This window comes from Streptomyces sp. NPDC048751, assembly GCF_043198595.1.
GTDB lineage: Bacteria > Actinomycetota > Actinomycetes > Streptomycetales > Streptomycetaceae > Streptomyces.
On the sequence record NZ_JBICUX010000002.1, the window covers coordinates 121,158 to 142,546 of the forward strand.

General features: G+C 65.7%; 11 protein-coding genes and 2 pseudogenes. 9 read left to right on the plus strand and 4 right to left on the minus strand.

The window, feature by feature from the left end; all coding sequences use genetic code 11:
- Positions 1 to 164: 164 nt before the first annotated feature.
- A complete protein-coding gene (locus tag ACGFNV_RS07445) occupies positions 165 to 1,733 on the plus strand; it encodes an SIR2 family protein (RefSeq protein WP_393620221.1) in 1,569 nt (522 codons plus the stop codon).
- Between the two features lie 262 nt (positions 1,734 to 1,995).
- On the opposite strand, the gene ACGFNV_RS07450 is transcribed toward ACGFNV_RS07445, so the two are convergent.
- A complete protein-coding gene (locus ACGFNV_RS07450) occupies positions 1,996 to 2,304 on the minus strand; it encodes a hypothetical protein (RefSeq protein ID WP_393620223.1) in 309 nt (102 codons plus the stop codon).
- A gap of 439 nt (positions 2,305 to 2,743) precedes the next feature.
- Between ACGFNV_RS07450 and ACGFNV_RS07455 the strand changes: the two genes are divergently transcribed.
- The 5 genes and pseudogenes from ACGFNV_RS07455 to ACGFNV_RS07475 form a co-directional block, all read left to right on the plus strand.
- Positions 2,744 to 2,977, plus strand: a complete 234-nt coding sequence (locus ACGFNV_RS07455; RefSeq protein WP_393620225.1) for a hypothetical protein — start codon at positions 2,744 to 2,746, stop codon at positions 2,975 to 2,977.
- 956 nt (positions 2,978 to 3,933) lie between these two features.
- A complete protein-coding gene (locus ACGFNV_RS07460; protein WP_393620226.1) occupies positions 3,934 to 7,143 on the plus strand; it encodes a helicase-related protein in 3,210 nt (1,069 codons plus the stop codon).
- Complete coding sequence (locus ACGFNV_RS07465; RefSeq protein ID WP_393620228.1) at positions 7,140 to 9,872, plus strand: DUF1156 domain-containing protein; 2,733 nt, start codon at positions 7,140 to 7,142, stop codon at positions 9,870 to 9,872. The genes ACGFNV_RS07460 and ACGFNV_RS07465 overlap by 4 nt, the downstream gene beginning before the upstream one ends.
- A 53-nt stretch (positions 9,873 to 9,925) precedes the next feature.
- Positions 9,926 to 12,871 carry a DUF499 domain-containing protein gene (locus ACGFNV_RS07470; RefSeq protein WP_393620229.1) on the plus strand — a complete coding sequence of 982 codons (2,946 nt, stop codon included), beginning with the start codon at positions 9,926 to 9,928 and terminating at the stop codon, positions 12,869 to 12,871.
- 128 nt (positions 12,872 to 12,999) lie between these two features.
- A pseudogene (locus tag ACGFNV_RS07475) lies at positions 13,000 to 13,475 on the plus strand (DUF7008 domain-containing protein); the annotation flags it as partial.
- A gap of 172 nt (positions 13,476 to 13,647) precedes the next feature.
- On the opposite strand, the gene ACGFNV_RS07480 reads toward ACGFNV_RS07475, so the two are convergent.
- Positions 13,648 to 14,550 (minus strand): hypothetical protein, encoded by a 903-nt coding sequence (locus ACGFNV_RS07480; RefSeq protein WP_393620231.1) that lies wholly within the window; start codon positions 14,548 to 14,550, stop codon positions 13,648 to 13,650.
- Positions 14,551 to 14,788: 238 nt separating this feature from the next.
- On the opposite strand from ACGFNV_RS07480, the gene ACGFNV_RS07485 reads away from it, so the two are divergent.
- A complete protein-coding gene (locus tag ACGFNV_RS07485; protein ID WP_393620232.1) occupies positions 14,789 to 17,689 on the plus strand; it encodes a serine/threonine-protein kinase in 2,901 nt (966 codons plus the stop codon).
- A gap of 792 nt (positions 17,690 to 18,481) precedes the next feature.
- Entirely contained in the window at positions 18,482 to 19,222 is a 741-nt protein-coding gene (locus ACGFNV_RS07490; protein WP_393620234.1) for a hypothetical protein, read from the plus strand.
- A gap of 39 nt (positions 19,223 to 19,261) precedes the next feature.
- On the opposite strand, the pseudogene ACGFNV_RS07495 reads toward ACGFNV_RS07490, so the two are convergent.
- Positions 19,262 to 19,576, minus strand: a pseudogene (locus ACGFNV_RS07495) (transposase family protein); the annotation flags it as partial.
- Between the two features lie 64 nt (positions 19,577 to 19,640).
- Complete coding sequence (locus tag ACGFNV_RS07500) at positions 19,641 to 20,639, minus strand: zinc-binding alcohol dehydrogenase family protein (protein ID WP_393620236.1); 999 nt, start codon at positions 20,637 to 20,639, stop codon at positions 19,641 to 19,643.
- 108 nt (positions 20,640 to 20,747) lie between these two features.
- Here ACGFNV_RS07500 and ACGFNV_RS07505 point away from each other — a divergent pair, with 108 nt between their 5' ends.
- Positions 20,748 to 21,326 carry a CGNR zinc finger domain-containing protein gene (locus tag ACGFNV_RS07505; protein WP_393620237.1) on the plus strand — a complete coding sequence of 193 codons (579 nt, stop codon included), beginning with the start codon at positions 20,748 to 20,750 and terminating at the stop codon, positions 21,324 to 21,326.
- Positions 21,327 to 21,389 lie beyond the last annotated feature (63 nt).

Below are 21,389 nucleotides of genomic sequence, written 5' to 3' on the forward strand. Positions count from 1 at the left end.
TAGCCCGCCTGACGCACACTTGAAGTGATGGACGGGGCAGGGCCTGCGGGGCGCACCTTGGCGTCCGACCTGCATGGTGAGTCCTGCCCACGCCGCGTTGGGCGTTTGTCTCTCTTATTTCCCAAGACCGCAAGCGCGGCGGCGCCGCATTCGGGGAGGCCGCTATGGCTGATTACCGTGACGAGGCATTCTTCCATCGGGCAGAAACGAAGGAGCTCATAAACGAGATCGCAGGACATGAGGCACTTGTGATATATGCAGGTGCCGGCGCGACGATGGACATGAGCGCACTAAGCTGGGAACGCTTGGTCACGGAATTGCTTGAACCACATATGCAAAGTACGGAGTCCCGGGAATGGCTCATGAAGACGTTGGACCCGCAGAAGGCAGCTTCCGCCGCATGCCAGTTCTACAAGGACTTGTACGATAAAGATGCAAAGGGGCGCATACTTGATCGAGTGCGCGTAGCCCTATACAAAGAGGGAACATGGGCCGGGGGGGCACTCGCCAAGAATATAGCCGAACTTATTGACCGTTGGTACGAGCACGATCGCCGGGCGTGCGTTGTCACCCCCAATTTCGATGACTACATCGAAACGGAATTGAGGGACAAGGTGCACAAGTCGACAGAGCCTTTCTTCGTGGACCCTGACGGCCCACCCATAGATATTGAACTTCCTAACAAAGACACGCCAGCATGTGTGTACCTCTGCGGCCATGCACCCAGAAATGGGAAGTCGCGAGCCCATCCGGTTCTCAGCGAGGAGGATTTCCTCAGGAACGCGGTATGCAGCACGGAACTCCTTACCGGAGTCTTCGAAAGAAGTAACGTTCTGATACTCGGGTCAAGTCTTGTAGATCCACCACTTATGACGTCCCTTCTCCATACCGCGGAGCATTCGAGAGTGAACGGTAAAAAGCGGTATGCGCTCATATCACTGCAAGACGATAAATGGAAGGAGATACCGCGCGACATTTCTCGCGATCTCCGTAGGGCTATATATGAGCGCCTGGCCCAGTTCAATGTGACGCCAATATTTACCGATTTTTATATTCAGATCGGCCAGTTTCTGCAGGAAGTGCGCACGGCCGTGCAAGAGAGGAGAGGCGGTTGCCGGTATGACCATCCTCTCTCAAAAGCCACTTATGGGGCCCGCTTGGTTTCATGGTGGGATGGCTGGTGGAAGTGGGCATTCGAATTTCCAGCAGATAATCAAAGGAAGCATCATGAGTACCTGATGCGCATGCTGGACGAGCAGGTTCGGCCAAAACTCAAGGCGCCGCCTGGGGAGCACCTCAAAATAGAGGTATGGCTTCGATGGAATCCGAAGGCGGAGCGAAAGCTGTGCCTGTGGGCCTCGTCCACGGGCACTTGGCCGGATGCTAGTTCGATGCAAAAACTCAACATAAGTAGTAAGGATGAGAGCGGCGGTCGGGAGCCTACGAATAGCGCGATGCTAGCGTTCACCAATGGTCGTCCGATCCTTGGTGAAACGCCCCCTGGGGCACCGACAAGGTGGAGAAGCTATCTGTCGGCTCCGATTTGGTACATGCATGAAAACGGTCCTGTGGCTGTAGGTGTAATCACACTCGCATCTGATTTGGAAGCAGACGGAGCAGAGATGTCGTCTATTGCCAAGCGTAATCGGGCTCGGATAGCCGAAGTTATTCCAAAACTCGACAACCTGGGAAGGCAGTTGGCAGATAGTAAATTGTGGGATGACGGTGCATGAGTGAGACCATTCACTGCTGCCCGGCAGTAGCGGCAGTAGTGACCAGTTCGGCCAGGTGCCCGGGGCGGTGTGGCGCAGGAAGTAGGTTCCTCCACGCTGGGGCGCGTTGGACTCCGTAGTACTAGCTCAGATGCCGCTCCACCACAGGTCAGCGCAGCAACTGCCACCAGTAGACCCGAGCTTCCCAAGCTGATGCCCCGGCGGGGCCCCTTCTCCAGCCTCGTGTCAACCCGCGTTGCCAGACACGTTTGCCATGCCTGCCTCACGCAGCCACGATGCCGCAATGGATCAGGTATTTTGGTTGGGGCTCATCTTGGGTGGCGTCGTCGGCGCCGTCATCGGCCTCGGCATGGACTTGTGGAAGCGGCCACTTGATCGCCTGCTTGACCGCAGGCTCGAACATCGCACTGCGATGCGCCGAGAGACACTGCTCCGAGAGCTGCAGCAAGACCGCCAAGCTCTGCGCGATCACCTCGTAGAGGTGATCCTGCAAACGACTCTCGTCAGCTCGTTGATCGGGATCGTGGCTGGTGTCGCCTTCGGTACATCCAACCTGTTCGCTTGGGTGCATCCGGCCGGCAATGCCTCTCGCGCTCTCATTGCGACTTTGAGCACGCTGGGACAGTTCCTCTCCGTCATCGGAGCCGCGTACATCGTCCGAATCGCGGGGGACGCCTTGGCACTAACCCGACGTGTATCCGGCGCTCGCCGTCCCCCCTCCAACACGTCTCCGCCGCCCGATCCTGACCCTGGCTCATCTGGCCCTAGGCCCTGAGCTGCACGGCAGACGTAGCCTGCGCCCGTCTCATTCAGCCCGGTTCACGGCCGTTCAGAGGAGACCGACGCCTGGCGTTGCCTACAGATGAACGTCCCTGCACTCACCCGACCACCCCACCACCACAGTTGAAAAGCGGGGCGCCCTCTGCGTCTGACGGTCCGTGAGTACGCGATGCTTGGGTATGACCCTTGAACCTAGCGCTGCTCCGGCGACGACCACTCACGTAAGTGCGGTGACCGATGGAATCACCAGAGTCTTCACGTGGCAGGAGGGCGCACGCATCGAGGTCCGCAACTTGGGCGGAGAGATCGTCATTGAGGCTAACGCCGCCGGGCTGAAGTCCCTGGCCGGCCACCTCCTCACACTGGCCCAGAACGGCACACCGGACGGTGCTCATCTCCATCTGGAGGAGACCAACGGGCTCGAAGAAGGCTCCGCAGGCCTGGAGCGGTGCGACGACGAATGACTCGTGCCAAACGCGTGCCAGATCGTGCGGGGAACCACGGGGAACAGCGGGGAAGCAATCGGCCGTCTCCTGTCCGTCTGCGTACCGCCGCCGCAGGCCAGGCCTGGAGCAAGCGCTAGACGCCCTGAGCCTCCCAAGCTGAGGGCTCAGGCATCGCCGTCACAAACCGGCCGGCGCGCTTGCTCTGGTCGACGACGTGGCAGCGTGGCGGAGGCCGGTGGGGGTGCGGCGAGGCATACGCGCGCGTGGTCGGTCGGCGCGCCCGCCGTCGTGGCTGACTGTCGTGGGCTGAGGTCCGGGCGGGCCACACCAGTGGACCGGACGTCCACGGTGATCAACCCTGGGCCGTCCGAGGTTCCCCGAGGCCACTCAACAGCGACCGGCAGTGACAGACAAGCCGAACGCGTCTACAACGAACCCGCAGGCCAGCCGCCCCTACCATTCGAGTTACCACCCAGGGATGGACCTCAGGCACGATGGGGTGCTTCTTGCCGCCGGATTGGTCGGGTGCTTGCGCCAAGTTTGCCCCTGCGCGAGCTCGCATGCGAGGAGGGCAGCACTCGGGAGTGGCACACCCTCCTGCCGCGGATCACCGCGAGCCCCAGCTCGACGCCGAGGATGCAGTCCTTCTTGTGGCTGCCGCCCCGGGACCTATCTCGCCACGCGTACCGACGGGCCGCCCTTCCTCGTCCGCTGAGCGTGGCAGGCCCGACGGAGGCAAAGCGCCGTAGCGACGCCAGAAGCAGGGCCGCCTGCCCGTCCCGCGACCGCAGGAATGCTGAGAACACAGAGTGCCGCACCACAACCACGTGGCCACCGTCACCACGACTGATCCCGTCCGTCCCCGTACTTGCTTCAAGTCTCCGGGCATTAGGGTGGGGGACCTGTGCTGGTCGACCGGAGGCAGCCAGATAGAGACGGGCGCGGGTATAGCGGGGAGCAGCAGGTTCGTGGCAATGGCGTTCGAGCAGGGGCAGCGCGTGAGTCTGCCGAAGACTGTGCCAGGCTGGGTCACGATCGATCACGCACGGAAGCTGCCCGACGGGAGCTGGTCGCTTTATGTCATCGATGATGACCAAGGTCTTCACAAGGCAGAACTAACAGCCGATGAAGCTGACCGAGTCCAGATCCTAGCGGAGGACGGCGGCGCACCTTCGGCACGCATCTTGGCCGGCATGTGGACGCAATGGATGGCGGCTGCTGCGACCAACGCGAACAGCACGCTGCTGGCCTCCTCGCCGCTGAACCCCTACGCGCACCAGGCCAATGCCGTCTATGGCGCCATGCTTCCCCAGCCGTGGCTACGGTTCATGCTTGCCGACGAACCCGGAACCGGTAAGACGATCATGGCTGGACTGTACCTGCGTGAGATGCAGCGGTACGGACTCATCCGGAAGGCGCTGATCGTCGCGCCAGCCAACCTAGCGTCCAAGTGGCAGGCGGACTTCGATCGATTCTTCGACGGCGGCCTCCGGCGAATCACCTCGGACACCGTCCGCGAGCATGCTCTCGATGTGACACATGACATGTGGGTCGTATCCCTGGAACTGGCCGCGGTCAACGGTGCCGTCCAGGAGGCCATCCGCCCGGACCGTGCGGGCTGGGACATCGTCGTGTTCGACGAGGCGCACAGGCTGACACCTACCGCCCAGGCATACCACCGGGTGGGGCGGCTCTTGTCTCGGGCACCTCGCACGCTCCTCATGACGGCGACGCCTCACCGCGGCTCCGAGTGGCTATTCCGGCATCTGCTGCATCTCGTCGACCCTGATATCTACCCGGATCCGGGCGAAGACCAGTCGCAAGACCTGCCAAAGCTCACGCCCGGGCCGATCCACTTCCTTCGCCGCATGAAGGAGGATCTTGTCGACTACGACGGTCAGAGCCGTCTTTTCAAGCGCCGCCGGGCGACGAATCACCGGATTCCGCTGAGTCGCCAGGAGCACTCCATCTACAGCCAGGCGCTGGCGTTGGTGGACCGCTACATGCTTCCGAACGCGCAGCCGCTTGCCCGGATGGTGTACGGCAAGCGGGCCGCCTCCTCCCTCTTTGCCATTCGTGAAACCCTGCGGCGCCGGCACGAGCAGATGGGACGGCTTGCAGCGGCCGAAGCCTCGGTCCTGGCGGACCCCTATGGCGAGGATGAGGCCGGCCGCGAGGAGGCCCAGGTCGTCAACGCAGACTCCACCGCGGTGCGTGCGGAGCGCAAGGCTGTCTCCGATCTGGTCGAGCAGGTGGACCAGATCCTGCAGGACCCCATGATCTCGCCCTCGAAGTGGCGAGTGCTTGTCGACGGTTGCCTGGCTCCGGAAGGGATCTTCCCCGGTAACGGTGAGCAAGCCGTGGTCTTCACCGAGTTCGCGGACACGGCGCAGTGGATCACTGAGCGGCTTGAGCACGAGGGCTACAGCGCGCGGATGTACTCCGGGCGGCAGCCCAATGCAGAGCGTGATGCGGTACGGGCCGCGTTCATGCGCGGTGACTTCCAAGTCATCGTCTCCACTGACGCCGGCAACGAGGGCATTGACCTGCAGGTCGCACACGTACTGATCAACTACGACATTCCTTGGTCTCTCGTCCGCCTGGAACAGCGCATGGGCCGTATCCACCGAGTCGGCCAAACTCGCGATGTCGAGTTGTTCAATCTGGTTGCTGTCGACACCCGGGAAGGCGCCACCCTCCATCGCCTGCTCGACCGGTTCGTTACGGCTGCCAACGAACTCGACGGCCAGATGTTCGACAGTCTCTCGCTGGTCGCCGAACTAGCTGGCATCCGGTACGAGGAATGGCTTCAGGCTCTCTACGGCGACGACGAGGAGCGACGGCGCGCCGCGGAGGACGCCGCCCGTCGCATCACCGTCGCCGACCTCCGCCGACGGGCACAACAGGTCCGGGCCCAGGAAGCCGAACTGGCCAGCAAGGTCGAAGCGATGGCAGCACTGACCTTGCTGCAACAGGACCTCCTCGAACGCATCAACCCGGCGATCGTCGAAGCCTTCCTCAAGCGGCTCGACTCCGCGGGACTGCTACGCGTGCAGAACACCGCGGCCGGTGACGGCATCCTGCTCCTCACTTCGGACGTCGTCCTGCCTGCCGGCCTCGGTGGCGAGGCACATGCTCTGGTCGCCACGAGCAGCCAGGCGCTCAAGGACAACGCAGGGAACGCCGACACCTCCCGCGCCCTCGCGCTCGGCCCAGGCAGCCTGGCCTTCGGTGACCTCATCGACCACGTCTCCGAGGCCCTGGCACCTGACTTGTACCGCGGCGGTGCCGCGGAGGACCCCACCAGCATCACCGGTTACGAACTGCACGCCTACGAGGCCACATTGACCGAAGTTGGAGGCCGGCGCCGCACAGCCTGGGCCGGTCTCATCCGCGTCGACGAGACCGGCGACGCCTACCCCGTCCGCTGGGAGACCCTGGCCAATTTGGTCCCGACCACCAAGCCGGGCGGTACGCCGCATCCCGCCCGCGAGCAGCTGGCCGAGGCGCGCGCCAACCAGCTTGCCAGCGATACCCGTACGAAGTACCAGGAAGTACGTGACGACTGGTTCGCGTCGGCCCGTCGTGACCTGGAGAACCTGCCGATCGACCTCACCCATCAGATCCGCGACCGGAACGAGCGCCTGACGCTGCGGGACCGTCTGCGCGACCAGGCGCAGAAGCGGCTTGAAGAACTTGAGCGCCTGAGCAAGGTGGAAATCACCCCGCCCGTGTGCGTGGCGCGCATGCGGGTGTATGCGGGCGCTGTCGAGACGTCCACCGAGGAGAAGGACTCCGAGCGCATCGCCATGCGCCACGTACAGCGCCTCCTCCAAGAGGACGGCTGGGTCGTTTCGGACGTGCACGCAGAGAACCGCGGATACGATCTTCGAGCGGTGAGGGGCCGCGACCAGCGCCTAGTTGAGGTCAAGGGAGTATGGGACTCGGCGGCCTCACGAGGAATCCGGCTGACCGGCAACGAGGTGCTCATGGCCATGCAGCACCGGCGGGACTTCTGGCTGTATGTCGTCGACCGATGTTCTGACGGTCGGGGCACGCAGTTCGGCAGCTTCCGTGACCCGATTTCCGTCTTCGCCGGTGACATCCGCGGAGACGCCGTATTCCGGATTCCGGGATCGTCGCTGCGCACCGCCCGTGACCGCCATCAGGAGAGTTCCGAATGACACGCATGATCGAACGCTGGTTTCCCTGCACAGAGGTCAGTGATGCGTGTTCGGAGGGCTGGGGCAGCGGCAACACCGAGTCGAGCCTGTGGGTGTGGTTCGCCAAGCGTCCCGTAGCCCAAGCGAAGGCTGCTGTCCTGACGAGCCTGCTGCCATGGCCGGAGGACGAGAAGGAACAGCGGGACCTGCAGGGGTTGGTCCGAAAGGCCCTGACGGGACACACCGTTGCGGCCAGCGAGATCCAGCAGATCCTCGACAAGGAGTACCCGCAGCCTCCGCGCGTCCTTGATCCCTTCTCGGGCCGGGCCATGATTCCTCTGGAGGCAGGCCGCCTCCAAGCACAGGCATACGGCATCGACTATTCGCCTTTTGCCGCTCTGGGCGGCACGCTTTTGTCGGAGCTGCCGTTCCGTGACTGGTCTCAGGAACCATCTCTTCCTTTCACCGAGGATGAACAGCGCCAGGTCGAGATCGAAGACAACTCCGATCGGATCGTGACCGATGTAGCCAGGTTCCTCGGGGAAGTGGGTTCACGTTTCCGCCAGTCCATGGACGAGTTCTACCCGAAGTATCGGGGGGTCTACCCATGGGGCTACCTGTGGGCGTCAACCCTCCCCTGCCAGGAATGCGGTCGTCGCTTCCCGCTGGTCGGCGAACTGGAACTGCGACGGGCCCGCCCGAAGAAGAACGACGAAGGCCAGAGCTTCCGGGTCGTTGCCGACCCGCAGTCGGGCGTGTGCGAAGCCGCCGTTCACGACGGACCGCCCACCGGCACACCCACACGCGTGCAGGCCGGCAAGAGCAAGTACTCGGCAACCGGCCGTGTCGCAGTCTGCCCATTCTGCAGCCACGTCCATTCCAAGGCTGTCCACACCCGCCTCAGCGCAGAAGGCCAGCGCCGCGACATGCTCCTGGTCGCCGCCGACATCGACCCGGACGACGGCACCAAGGTCTTCCGCTCCCCCACGGACAAGGAATTCGACGCTGCCCGGCGAGCGGCAGACGCGCTGAAGAGCGAGTCGCCGTTCGGGGTCCTGCCCGCGCGCCCTGACGAGACGATTCCGGATGGCAACACGTGGACCATCCAATCCGTGAACTACGGTGATCGCACCTACGGTGACCTCTGCGAGGCCCGGCAGACCCTCGGGCTAGTACGGCTGGCCCGCGCCATCAACGAGGCGACCGAAGACTGCCTGAAGGCCGGGATTTCTTCCGACTACGCGCGAGCGCTGGCTGGCTATGCCACAGCAGCAATGATGAGAAAGATGCGCCGATCCACCCGTGGCGCCCGCCTGCAAATCACAGGCGGCACCCGCGTCGGTGACATCTTCGTCAACCAGTCCGCGGTCTCCTTCTCCTACGACTGGTTCGAGAGCGGCCTGTCAGGCGGTCCGGGCTCGTGGGAATCCCTGTCTCGGCAGACCATCACTACGCTGCGCAATATTCGCCAGCGAGCGATGGCGTTGCCGGCAGTGATCCAGCGAGGCACTGCGACAGCCCTTCCGTTCCGGCCCGGCTCCATGGACGCTGTCGTGACGGACCCGCCGTACGACGACATGATCGACTACAGCGACTCCAGCGATCTGTTCTACGTGTGGGCCAAGCGGGCTATGTACACCGCCGATCCCATGCTGTCGATGACGATGCATCCCGGCGGTGTGCAGGAAAAGAACGACGACATCACCGTCAAGCGAGGCGGAAGCCAAGGCGGGGACCACCGCACGCAGCAGCACTACGACGACAGCCTCGCAATGGCCTTTGCCGAGGCCCGCCGGGTCGTGACCGAGGATGGCGTGGTCACCATCGTCTTCGGGCACGGTGACTTGGAGGTATGGCGCCGACTGCTCAGCGCCATCACCTCAGCCGGCCTGGTACTGACCGGATCATGGCCCGCCAAGACCGAAGCGGGCGGAGCATCGGCCACGGCCGCGAACATCGTGACGACATTGACGATGGCCTGCCGCCCCGCTCCTGCGAACAGGCGCGAGGGACGCCTCGCTGCTGTGGAGAGCCAGGTCAAAGCCGAAGTAAAAGCACGTGTTGAACTGTGGGATCGCTCAGGGCTTGCCCACACCGACATGCTCATGGCCTCCGCGGGGCCAGCCATGGAGGTGACCGGCCGCTACTCGCGGATCCTCGACGTCACGGGTGATGAAGTCGATCTCGAACGTTTCCTGATCGTGGCGCGTAAGGCGGTCCAGGAATCTGCAGACATCAAAGTCGTCTCATTGCCCTTGGACTCGTTCGATGCCCGCACTCGATTCGCCCTGTGGTGGGTACGCCTCTACGGCCAGCAGTTGGCGCCCAAATCCGAGCTTCGGTGGCAGGTCCTGGCCGCCGACCTGGAGATGGCGGACGTGAAGGACCTCCTTCACCAGGGCGACAAGGGCTGCCGTTTGCTCACGGCCAAGGAGTTCAAGGGCTCCATCACGCCGGACTCCTCGGTCATCGACGTCGCCTTCGCCATGGCCCAGGCATGGCCGGACGGTCTCGATGCTGTTGCCGAAGTCCTCGTCGATGCCGCACGGGACAACGACGACGAGTACTTGTGGTCCGCGATCACCTACCTGGCGAACAGGCTGCCCGAGGGCGAGGCCGATGCCTCAGCCTGGAACAATTTGCAGCGGGCTCGACGTGGCGTTGACGTGGCTGCCCGGACCATCGCGAACACGCAGATCCGCACGGCCCGTGAAACCGCTGGCAAGGACACCCACCCCACCCTGTGGTAGTCCAGCCTGATGCGACGCACTGACCAAAGACCAATGGAAAGCGAGGAGTTGGAGTGAAGCAGAGCGGTGTGACGCCGTGGTGGAAGGCGCTGCGGATCCGACCTGAGGTCCTGGACGCCTCGGGGTCCATCGCCGATGTGCAGATGTCGCTGTACCACGCCGTGTACGGGACCGGAGATCAACGCCCCCAATATGCCGACGCTTCGTACTACGGGGAGATCACCCACCCTACGGGGGCGCTCACTGATCTTCTCGCGCGAATCGCCATCCGCCTAGGCGGGGGAAACGACTACACCAAGGTGCCTGCGCTCCTGCGACTCGACCAGGGTATGGGCGGCGGAAAGTCCCACGCCTGCATCGGCGCCTACCATCTCGCCGCTGCCCCGCTCAGCCTGGCCAAGACGGACGTCGGCAAGGCCGTTCTCCGCCATGCGGAATCCATCCTCAACCGTCCCCTGCCCAAGAACCTCGACAACCCGCACGTTGTGGTGCTTCCGTGCGACAACATGACGCCGGGCGCTACGGTCGTCGAGCATGACGGCCCCACCAAGAGCCTTTACGAACGCTTCCTGTGGCGGCTCTTCGACGGCGACTACTCGCGATACGCCACCTACCGCGAGCACTTCAGTAACGTGTCCAAGATCTCCGAAGCCATCAGGTCGCTCGACAGGCCGGTCCTGATCATCGTCGACGAGATCATGAACTACTTCGGCAACGGGCTCGACGGCGTGGGCGATGAGGCTCTCACGGCACAGGACCAGGCTTTCATGCGCGCCCTTCTGGACGCCGTCACGAAGACGCCGCACACCGCGATGCTCGCCGTCATGATTGCCTCCGACAAGGACTCCATCTCCCTGAGCCCGGAAGGGCAGAGCCGACGTCTCGATCTTGAGCGCCTGCTTGAACGCAACGGCAAGCCCGTCGGCGCCCATGAGAACGACGATTTCGCGGCAATCCTGCGGCGACGCCTCTTCACTCAGCCGCCGGCGAAGGAAGTGGTCGATGCCACCGTCCGCGAATTCAAGGAGGCTATGGACAACGGGCCTTGGAAGAACAAGGTCTACGACGGGCTGCATGCGCCTTGGACGGTGAACTTCGCTGAGGAAGTGAGCCGGACCTATCCCTTCCATCCGCAGCTCATGCACATGGCCGAACACGAGTGGGCAAACCGCACAGGCTTCCAGAAGGTCCGCTCGACGATAAAGGTCTTTGCCGCGACCGTCTACGCCCTTCAGCAGCGCGGGAAGGCACACTCATGGGTGCCCCTGCTCATCGGTCCGGGTGATCTCCCCCTGTCCAACACTCAGGTACGCGAGTCGATCATCGGGTCCGGCCTGATCAGCGATACCAAGACCCAGAACAACTACCGCTCGCTCGCCCAGAACGACATCGTCGGCGTCAGGGACGCAAGCGGAACGGCTCGCCTTCTCGACGTGAACCGAGGCACCGACGACCGCGCGCTCTGGCACCACTCGAATCCCCGTGCTGCCGAGCGCGCCGCAACAGCCATCTTCCTCACCTCGATCGTGTCGGGACGCAGCCAAGGCCGTCGCGGCGCCACGGATGCCGAGGTCAAGGCCGCAACCGCTGTGCCGGATCCGGCCTACATGTTCGCCGATGCCGACGCCGTCCTGAAGGACCTCACCGACCCGGATACCGGCCTCGTGAGCATCGAAGTCACCCCCGGGCAGAAGGGTCAGCAGCCCCGGTACTTCCTGTCTACCGAGCAGACGCTGCTCATGCTGCAGCGTGCCATGAGGGACACCATCACCGACGCCGAACGCGATACGGTCATCGCCGAGTTCGCTGAACACCTCACTGATACCGGCCCGTTCGACCGCAAGCTGTTCGTACGAGCTTCGACAGATGGCCTCTCTGCCCGGGACGTACTGGCCGGGGCCGGCATCGACGATGCCCGGGTCTCGCGCCTCGTGGTATTGGATCCTGCCCAGTTCACTCTCCGGAATGGCGCAGATCGCGCAACTCGCGAAGCTGTTCAGGCAGCCGTAGGACTTGGCGCCGAAAAGCTACCTGCGCGATGGGCGTCCTCCGCGGTTTTCGCCGTAGCCAATACACAACAACGGCATGCTGCACGCCGTCTCGCGACCGCCTATCTCGCGGCGGAGCGCGTGCTCGGAGTCCAGGAAACGCAGGACGACGCGGACATGAAGGCCAAGGCCATCACCGAGCGCAATGACGCGAAGCGCAACCTTGAGACGACTATCAAGCGGGCATTCCAGCACATCCTTTTCCTGGCCCAGCCGGACGACGACACGACACGTGGCGTCGATGAAGTGACGTTTGACGACAAGACGGAAACAGCCCTCCACGGCACCATCGTGTGGAAGGCGCTCGTCGAGAAGGGCAAAGCCTTCGATCAGGGGACGTTCTCTGCGAAGGCGCTGCTCCACAACCTCCGTGAGAACGACTACGGGCGACCGCTCGACGAGCTCCGAGACTCCTTCTGGAATACACCGCGGCTTCCCCTCCTGCACGGTGGGCAGAGCGACCTACGGCAGGCCCTCTTCGACGCGGTCCGGGCCGGTCTGCTGCGCATCGTCGACGGCGAGGGAGACGAAGTAGCGGTCACGGGCGTCTCGGAGATCAACCTCTCTAGCCAACGGCTCCGGCTCGGCAAGCCCATGGCGCCGACCTCGGACGACGATGCGCAGCCAGGCCCAGCTGACAGCACTCCCGAGCCTGGCCCCGTCCCTGGAACCGAATCAGGGGGCCAAACAAGCCCCGGCGAGCCTGAGGACGGTCCTATCTCTCTTCAGGAGAAGCAGATCGCGTTCTCCGTGACGCAGAGCATGCTCAACAACACTGGAAATGCCGAGGACCTGAGCCAGCTGTTCCGTCAGCTGTACGACATCATCGACCGGGGTGACGTCTCGTTCCTGCAGGCCAGCTTCCAGATGGTGGTCAACGTCCAGTCCGCTGACGGCCTTGCCGAACGAATTCGTGAGTTGGGCTCCCCCGTCCACGTCCGTGATCTCTAGCAGGTCGACCCGCATTCGGCAGCCATCGATGTCTCCGAATCCGTGGACCATTCGTGGACAGGGTGCCCACTCAAGAGCGGTGACACGTCGCTGACCAGAAGGGACTCAGCCAACCGAAGGGCCCTCCGGAGGAGGTGTCGGACCTCCAGCGCAGGGAGGACGCCGCGCCCGACGAGTCGGCCAAACGGAAGATCCGGGACTCCATCCCCGTGCCGCCGAAGTACACCTCGGCCGACTTCCTGGCCCTTCCTTCTGGAAGGCGCGCGGCAGGCTGGACGTGCCCAAGGAGCGGTTTATCTCCTACGGGCAGACCAACGCCATCCCCGAGCTGTACGGCTGGGCTGGTTGGAACCACCGCGAGCAGGCTCAAGCGCTGGCGACGCACTTCACCAACACCGCCCGGACCACCGAGGAGATCACGCCGTTCCTCGCTGGCCCGCTGGAGCTGCAGCCGTGGCTGTACCAGTGGCGCAGCGAATTCAACATGCTCTACAGCGGCTGCCCGGCGGCCTTCTTCGCCGGTTACCGCCAGACCCAGCAGGGCGCGCATGGGCTTACCGACGAGGACCTGCGCGCCTGGCGTCCCCCGGCCGTCACCCGTGGCACGGCCAGGAAGGGGCAGGGCCGGACGGCGAACTGCCAACGAGTTCAGGTAGGCAGTCGGTCAAGCTTGAGCGCATCTGTGACATCGCGCTGGTCAGGTGGGTGGCTCGCTTGTCGAAGTGAGCCACCCACTCGAAATTGGTCTGCCTGCTGGTCAGACCGGCTTCGCTCGCTCAGTCGGCGATGTGGGTGCGGTGCCAGGTGTAGAAGGGCAGGCGGTGGGGGCCGTGGTCGGCAACGGTGCGGCCTTCGAGAGCCTTCGCCGCGACAGCCAGGTCAGGGGTGTTGTTGCTCTTCGGGCTGACGGCGATGCTGCCGTTGTCGGTGACGTACACGTAGCCGTGCTCAAAGAGCTCGTCGCAGCCGATGAGGCAGGCGGGCATGATGTTGGCCATCATCAGCCGCTCCTGGCGGCTGGCAGCGCTGCGCCGCTTGATGTGCGCGGCTCGGATGAACCGGGCAGGTAGGACACGACCGCACAAGGCACAGGCCGCCTCGGTGGCGCCGCCGAGCAGGCTCTTGCGGAGCTTGGCCTGCTCGCGACGGACGAGCACCTGGACGACGGCGCTGTCGGCGCCCGCGTGGTCTACGGTTCCGTCGCCCGGCAGGTCGGGAACAGGTGAGAGGGCGTCGGCGAGCTGGGCGACGGCTGCGATACCGGACTGGAGGACCGCGGCCCCCTGCTTGTTGGCGGACAGGCGCAGCGCTTCCATGGCGTCGGCACCGAGGGCGGTGCCCTGGACGTCCTGTTCTTCCTCCAGGACGTCGATGCCGATGCGCTCGGGGTAGTCGTCGTCCGGCCAGACGGGCGCACTGTCGGTGAAGTAGGGCCGGCTGACCTGGGTGACGATGACGCGCTGCAGGGTCGCGTTGGTCCATCCGCCTGAAGCAACCCGGCTGTTGGGCCCCCGATGCCCCAGGACTAGGAAGTCACCCTCGCTCAGGGACTGGACTGCCTGGCGAGCGCCGGCGCGGTCGAGGGCGCTTCGGCGCCATCCCCACAGGCCCTGGTCGAGCCCGATCTCAAGGTTCTCGCGCGAAGGGCTGGGGACGTAGATGTACGCGGTCTTGGGCATGAGCCCTCCATCACTCGGCCTCCCCCTTGGGGAGGGTGCAGTGGGCTACGCCAGCAGCGAGTCCGTGGACTGAAAGTGGCTTAGCCAACCCCGGAGTTGGGGCGGCGGTCATCCTACAGGATCGATATAAAAGGGTGTCAGCAGGAAGCGAGTCGGTGAGCCCGAGGTTCGGTCGCATGTCCCGTCGCCGCAACCACGGCCTCATGTCACGCCAGCTTCGCCGTTGTCCGGGTGGCTGGTGGGGACGGATGCCATCAAACTTCGGCGCCGCGCGGACTCGATGGGACACAATGCGCTCACGCTGGCCGCGCTTCAGGGGCCGGTCCTAGCGACGCAGGAGAACACGAACAGAGTGGATGGGGCACGGGCGCTGCTGGCCGACTATGGCCAGTGGGCTAAGGACGACACCGCGACCGATGCGGAGAGGTACGAGAGGCTCGCCGAACTGGTGGCCGCTCTCCTGAACCAAGTCACCGACGATGGCGCCGTGCAGCGCCTTGACCTTGAGGGGCTGCCCGGGCTTGGCTTCGAGTACGAAGGGCGGGACTACCTCCTCAGTCTGGCCATCGGTCCGACCGATGCCATGGGCCGGGCAGTGCTCGCCGCACGCCGATCGGGGCTGGAGTCCGAGCGATGGGCTCTGCTGTGGTGGACGGTCACGGTCACGCCCGAAGACGACGATTTGGACCGGGTCGAGGACGCCGTGCGGGCCTTCGGCGTGGTGCTGGACCGAACTCATCTGGACGCGGCCGTAGCCGGCCTACGGTCCCTTCCAGAGCTGATCCGCGACACCTTCCGGCAGCGTCAGACCCACGTCCCGCTCGCGGAGCTACTCACCGCCTCCCGCCCTCCGGATCACGTATGGACGATGACGCCTGCGGCGCGTCTGCGCCCGATGGTTCAGGTTGAGGTGCAGACCCAGGCACCTCTGACCGCTGAGCTGCTTTTCATGGGGCCGACTGTGGCGGATCCTCCTTCGGGACTTGCAACTCTTTCGTGGCCTGGCGGGAGCAGCCTTCTGATCACAGGCGCGCACGGCGTGTCGGAAATTGGCGGGCGCGGCGCTGCGCGCTGGCGCCTGAAGCTGTCCGGATGCCACGGAAGCCCGGTTCTTCAGCCCGATGGTGAGCTGCTGGTGATGTGTGGGCCGGCGCTGGTCCGCTGGCACGACGGCGCCCTGACCGTCCTGGCCGGCGCCTTCGAAGAGGGAGCCCAACTGCTGACGGGACCCGATGGGGAGCCGTGGGTGCTCTCCGGTTCCGGCGTCACCTTCAGCACCGGCGATGGCACGCTCGCCCTGACCCGCGTCGGCAGCGAGCTCGGCGACCAGCTGCGCTACCCCATCGCCTTCGAGGCAGCGGTCCGCTCGGCCGTCTGGCTGGATGGACGCCGCTTCTTCCTGGCCGCGGGCGGGAGTAGCGCCATAGTGGACCTAGGGCGCAGCACAGACGCCGGTCGGCGTGAGGACTGGATCCCGACGGCCGGCCATTACCCTGCGCACCTGCTGGCCGACGGGCACGGCGGCGTGCTCAGCGCCTCACCCGACGGGTCCGGCAACCACGTCCTACTGCACCGCACCCTCGTGGCAGAGCGCTCTGCTGAGACGGTGGCCGATCTCCGGCTCGCCCAGGTCTTCGGCCTCGCCCAAGCCGAGAGAGCCAATGGGCCTGTCTACCTGCTCGCTTCCCTGCCGGACCACGACCCGTCCCAGGTGCGTCCTGTCGTGGTCAAGCTCGCCGAGCACCGGCCAGCCGAAGAGTTCGGCCAGGGGGACCCCTCCCAAGATGGGGCACGGATGCAGGAGTACGGACTGGTGAGCGGCTCCGCCCGTGGGGAGAGGAAGGACTACCGGCTCGCCCGGCTGCCGCTGGCGGAGGGCGGGCAGGCCGAGGTTTTCGAAGCCGTACACAAGGCGTCGCGCGTGAGCGTGGCGTTCAAGCGCCGGCTGAGTAAGGGGTCACGGGAGCGCCGGCGCATGGCCCGGGAGATCGAACTTGGGCAGCGGTTAGGCAGTCACCCCCACGTGATGCCAGTGCTCGACTTCAGCCCGGACCACTCCTGGTTCGTGATGCCGATGGCCCGGGCCACCGCCGAGGACCTGCGCTCGGAGCTCCTGGCGCCGGGCAAGCTGCGGGTCCTGGTGGACGCCGTCGCCTCGGCGCTCGCCGCAGCGCACGAGCACGGGTGGCTGCACCGGGACATCAAGCCATCCAACATCCTGTACCTGGAGGACCGGTGGGTGCTGGCCGACTGGGGCATCGTGCGTCGCCCGCGTGGCCAGACCAGCGACCTCGGCGTCCTCACCAACGGAGCGATCGGAACCGAGGGGTTCGCCGCCCCCGAGCTGTTCAGCAGCGCGCACGAGGCCACCTTCGCCAGCGACATCTACAGCCTCGGGCAGGTCATTGGGTGGGTCCTGACCGGCACCTGGCCCCAGCCCAACGTCCCCCTGCTGCCAGCGCCGGGCCCCTGGTACGGGGTCGTGCGCCGGGCAGCGCACCGCGACCCCGAGCAGCGGCCGCAGAACATCACAGCCTTCCTCGACCTTGTCGAGAAGGAGACGGCTCCCGCTCCTGGCTTGCCGATCCTCCGAGGCCGACAACTGCTGGAAACGGCGGGCGGAGGAGATGGTGCGGCGGCCGACGCCCTGATCGCTCTGGCAGCCGACCGGCCCGGCGATTACGAGCTTTACCTGGAGGCAGTCACCGCGCTCGACGTGAAGTTCGCTGACGTTGCACTGCTGTCCGACGTTCCCCGGGCCGTCGCGGTGGTCAAGGCCCTCGCCGCCCATGTCGCGGGCGACGAGCAGGGGCAGTGGCCGCGTTTCAGTGAAGCCGACCAGGCCATCTGGTGGCTGCAGAGCATCGCCTCCCTCGCCAGCCGTGAAAGGCAGTGGGAGCTCCTAGATGCCGCGACGGACAGCATGTGCGCCTGGGATGGCGCGTTCGACCAGTGGAAACCGCAGGACTCGATCAGGCGCTGGCTGCGCTCCCTGGACGGGCAGGCCGCAACCATCGTTGCCTCAGTCCTCCGCCAGCATCCTCACAGCGCTTGTCATTTTCAGGAGCTCAGAAACGAGCGGGGCGTTGACGTGACGTTGCGCAGCGCGATTCACGCGGCTGTCACCGAGCTCGGCTGAGTTCTACTGGCGCAATGAGTTGCTGCTAAATGGGTGATCAAGCAGCAGGCGAGTTCGCGGAGTGCTGCTTGGATGTAAGCCCGTCATCTCCAGCGGATAGGCAGGCAACGGAAGTCGCACAGCAAGGCGAAACCGCGCTCGATCACCCATCGGTAGGTGCCCAGCCCGGGTGATCCCTGGCACGATGCCGCAGTCGCAGACCTGGCCGGGTTGGCATCGTGGTCGTATCCGCGGTCGGCGAACAGCGACTCCGGCTTGTGGCGGGGCTGGCCCACCCGGCCGCGCACCGAGTACTGAGGACCCGCCCTGCGAGCAGGTCCCGTGAGATGGCGCCAAGTAGGGGCGGGAGATGAAGCCACTGGCATCCAGGCGTGGCGTCCCAGCTTCCTTCGGAAGCCCGTAAGGCTGTCATGGGATCCCCGAAGTGGTGGCTAGACTCCGCGGACCATCTGTGGACTTATCTCAGTCGATTGAGCATGTAGGGGGCCCTGACCAGCGAGATTGCCTGGTAGCTAAGCGGCCTCCGGAGCCGTGTGCGCAGGTTCGAATCCTGCCGGGGGCACCCTGTACGAGGCGCCCAAAGACCCCGTCACCAGCGGAAACGCTGAGGCCGGGGTCTTCGCGTATGTGCAGGCAGATGCAGTCCGGAGCGGCCGTATGTCAGCGTCTGTGGACGAGGCATCGCCGGGATCTTGGAGCATCGCCGCAGGTCGCCGACTGCTTCCGACGGCAGCGCGACTGGCACGCCCCCAGCCGTGAAGTCTGCGGCGCCCGACTGCTTAGATCGCTGGCATGACGGACTGGTCGCAGCTCCACCACGCTTACGGCACGGCAGAAGACATTCCCGGTCTGCTCGACGCGGTGAGCCAAGCCCCGAACGATTCAGACTGGACCGAGCTCTGGTCCCGACTGTGCCATCAGGGCACCGTCTACTCGGCAAGCCACGCGGCCTTGTCGGCCCTACGAGACCTGGCGCGCCAGTGGTCGCCTGCGGACAGGCAGCAACCACTCTTGCTGGCTGGCGCCATCGCGGCCAGTACTGACCAGCCATACGGCGAGCAAGATCCCCACGTGGCCTACGCCCCGGAGATGTCCGACCTGCTGCAACTGACTGAGGAAGCTCTTCGGGAGCCGAGCCTCAGCGATGACCCCGGAACTTACGTCTACTTGCTCGCCGCACTCCTCGGCTTTGAAGATGTCGAGGTTTGGGGCGAACAACTCGACGGCCTGAACGATGACGAGTACGAGGTGCCCTGCCCCGCGTGTAGCGCCGAGAACTTCATAGCCTTCGGTGAGTACGGCTTCTTCTCGACCACAGACAGCATGTACATGAACGAGACCGCGGCAAAGAAGATCCCTCTTCAGCCTGCAGACTCCTCAGCGCTGGAGGGGCTGGCCCAAAGACTGCACAGTCGCGCGCTCGCCGACAACCAGGCCGATGTCGCGGGCAAGTTGACTTATCTTTTCGGTAAGGCGCAATGCGCCGAGTGCGACGCTGTCTTCAGCGTCGCAGATGCCATCGCAACCCGCTGAAACAGGTGAACCACTCCCCGCGGGGATGACTGAGCTTCTTCAGCGTTGCCGCTCCAGAGTGAGGATGACTTTGGCGATTGACGTCATGTGGTTGGGGCTGCAGCGGGATCTGCGGAAGATCCGCCAGGACTTCAGGCGTGCGACGCCGCGTTCGACCGGTGCCCGTGCCGCCGTCAGGGCCCGGTTGACGGTCTTCTCGGTGAGGCTGAGTTCCTACAGGGGCCTGCGTTTGATGCCCGTGGTCACCCAGGGGCCACCGCCCTGGTAGGCGGGGGCGGCCAGGACGGGGACGCCCTGGCGCTCGCAGATGCGGATGATCCGGTGGGTGCGGGCCGCGGTCAGGTCGTGAGTCCGAACCCGGCAGCGATCTTCGCGAGGGCGGTGTGTTCGCCTTCCTCGACAAGCTGTACGCCTGAGGTCAGGCCTCCCCGACGGCGAGGACGATCTTGCCGCGGTTGTCCCGCCGTTCCAGCCGCTCGTGGGCGGCCCGGGCCTCCTCGAGCGGCAGCACGGTCTCGACCGGCACCCGGTACGTCCGGTCCGCGACGCGCTCGGCCAGTTCCCGCAGGTCGGCCCGCGGGTCGTAGCCGTGGATCTGCAGGTTGGTGAGCTGGAAGCCGAGGATCGAGGCGTTCTTCGGGTAGAAGTCGCGGGTGTCGACGGTGCTGGGCTCCAGTGCGACATTGGCCAGCGCCACCACCCGGCCGCCGTGCGCCACCTCGCGCAGGCTGCGGGCGAAGGCACTGCCGCCCACAGTGTCCAGGACGACGTCCGCGCCGCGCCCGCCGGTGATCCGCAGCACCTCCTCGACCTCGGCGTCACCGGGGTACGCGGAGGTGTCGACGGTGGCGTATGCGCCGAACTCCCCAGCCCACGCGGCCTTCTCCGGTGACCCGGCGAGCGCGACGACGCGCGCGCCGGCCTCGGCGGCGATCTGCACGGCCGCACTGCCCACCCCGCTCGCGGCGGCCTTCACCACGACCGTGTCCCCCTTGCCGGCCCCGGCGAGGTGCCGCAGGCAGTACCAGGCCGACAGCCATGCGATCGGCAGCGCGGCCGCGGTCGTCAGGTCCAGCGCGTCGGGCAGGGCCACCACCTGCCCGACGGGCACCGCTGCCAACTCGGCGTAGAAGCCGGGAGCGGCGCCCGCGTCGAGGGCCACCACGCGCTGCCCGACCTCCAGCCCGGTCACTCCGTCCCCCACCGCGGCGACGGTCCCCGCCGCCTCCGCGCCCGGAATCAGCGGCGGCCGCCCGGCCCGGTGGTAGACCCCGGACCTGACCAGGGCGTCCGCCCGGTTCACGCCCGCCGCGGCGATCCGTACGAGCACCTCCCCGGGCCCCGCCACGGGATCGGGCACCTCGACCGGCACCAGCACCTCGGGCCCGCCGAACTTGTCGATCCGCACCGCACGCATACCCCACCCGCTTCCTGTCGCAGCCGCCGGGACGACTGACACCGGTTCATGTGGTGTCACCCTGCGACACCACATGAACCGGTGTCAAGGCGGGTTAGGATCGTTCGCATGACCAGTGCGTCCGACCCGGTGCTCGCCTTCCCCTTCGTCGGGGGCCGCCCCTGCCTGGACTTCGTCGCCACGCTCGGCAGGCGGCACGCCACCCCGGTCGAGCGGATCCCCGACGCCGCCGCGCTGGCCCGCTGGTTCCACGAGGCCGGGCTCACGCCGGACGGGGGCCCCGTACAAGTCACCGCCGGCGACCTGACCGAGGCCCGGGTGCTGCGCGAGGCGCTCTACCGCGTCCTGCGGTCGGCGATGGCCGACGACGATCCGGACCCGGCCGACGTGGTGCTGGTCAACGAGAGCGCGGCCCGCCCTGACCTGGCCCCCCAGTTGGGCGAACGCCGCTGGACGGCCCGGCATCCGGCGCGTGCCGCGCTGACGACGGTGGCCCGGGACGCCGTCCTGCTGGTGCGCGGCCCCCTGCTGGAGCGGGTCAAGAAGTGCGGGAACCACGACTGCTCCCTGCTCTTCCTGGACGACTCCCAGGCCCGCCGCCGCCGTTGGTGTTCCATGGAACGCTGCGGCAACCTCGCCAAGATCGCCGGATACCGGTCCCGCAGCCGGACGCGCGCCACCCCGTGAGGCCCGCACCTCCCGGCCGCGACCGGTGAGGTCCGCGGTGGCCCCTTGCCACCCGGCGCGTCG

Excerpts from the sequence above, each read along its gene's own strand:
- ACGFNV_RS07460 (WP_393620226.1), top strand. The coding sequence starts at position 3,934 with ATGGCGTTCGAGCAGGGGCAGCGCGTGAGTCTGCCGAAGACTGTGCCA.
- ACGFNV_RS07490 (WP_393620234.1), top strand. The coding sequence starts at position 18,482 with ATGACGGACTGGTCGCAGCTCCACCACGCTTACGGCACGGCAGAAGAC.
- ACGFNV_RS07465 (WP_393620228.1), top strand. The coding sequence starts at position 7,140 with ATGACACGCATGATCGAACGCTGGTTTCCCTGCACAGAGGTCAGTGAT.
- ACGFNV_RS07505 (WP_393620237.1), top strand. The coding sequence starts at position 20,748 with ATGACCAGTGCGTCCGACCCGGTGCTCGCCTTCCCCTTCGTCGGGGGC.
- ACGFNV_RS07450 (WP_393620223.1), bottom strand. The coding sequence starts at position 2,304 with ATGCACCCAAGCGAACAGGTTGGATGTACCGAAGGCGACACCAGCCAC.
- ACGFNV_RS07480 (WP_393620231.1), bottom strand. The coding sequence starts at position 14,550 with ATGCCCAAGACCGCGTACATCTACGTCCCCAGCCCTTCGCGCGAGAAC.
- ACGFNV_RS07445 (WP_393620221.1), top strand. The coding sequence starts at position 165 with ATGGCTGATTACCGTGACGAGGCATTCTTCCATCGGGCAGAAACGAAG.
- ACGFNV_RS07500 (WP_393620236.1), bottom strand. The coding sequence starts at position 20,639 with ATGCGTGCGGTGCGGATCGACAAGTTCGGCGGGCCCGAGGTGCTGGTG.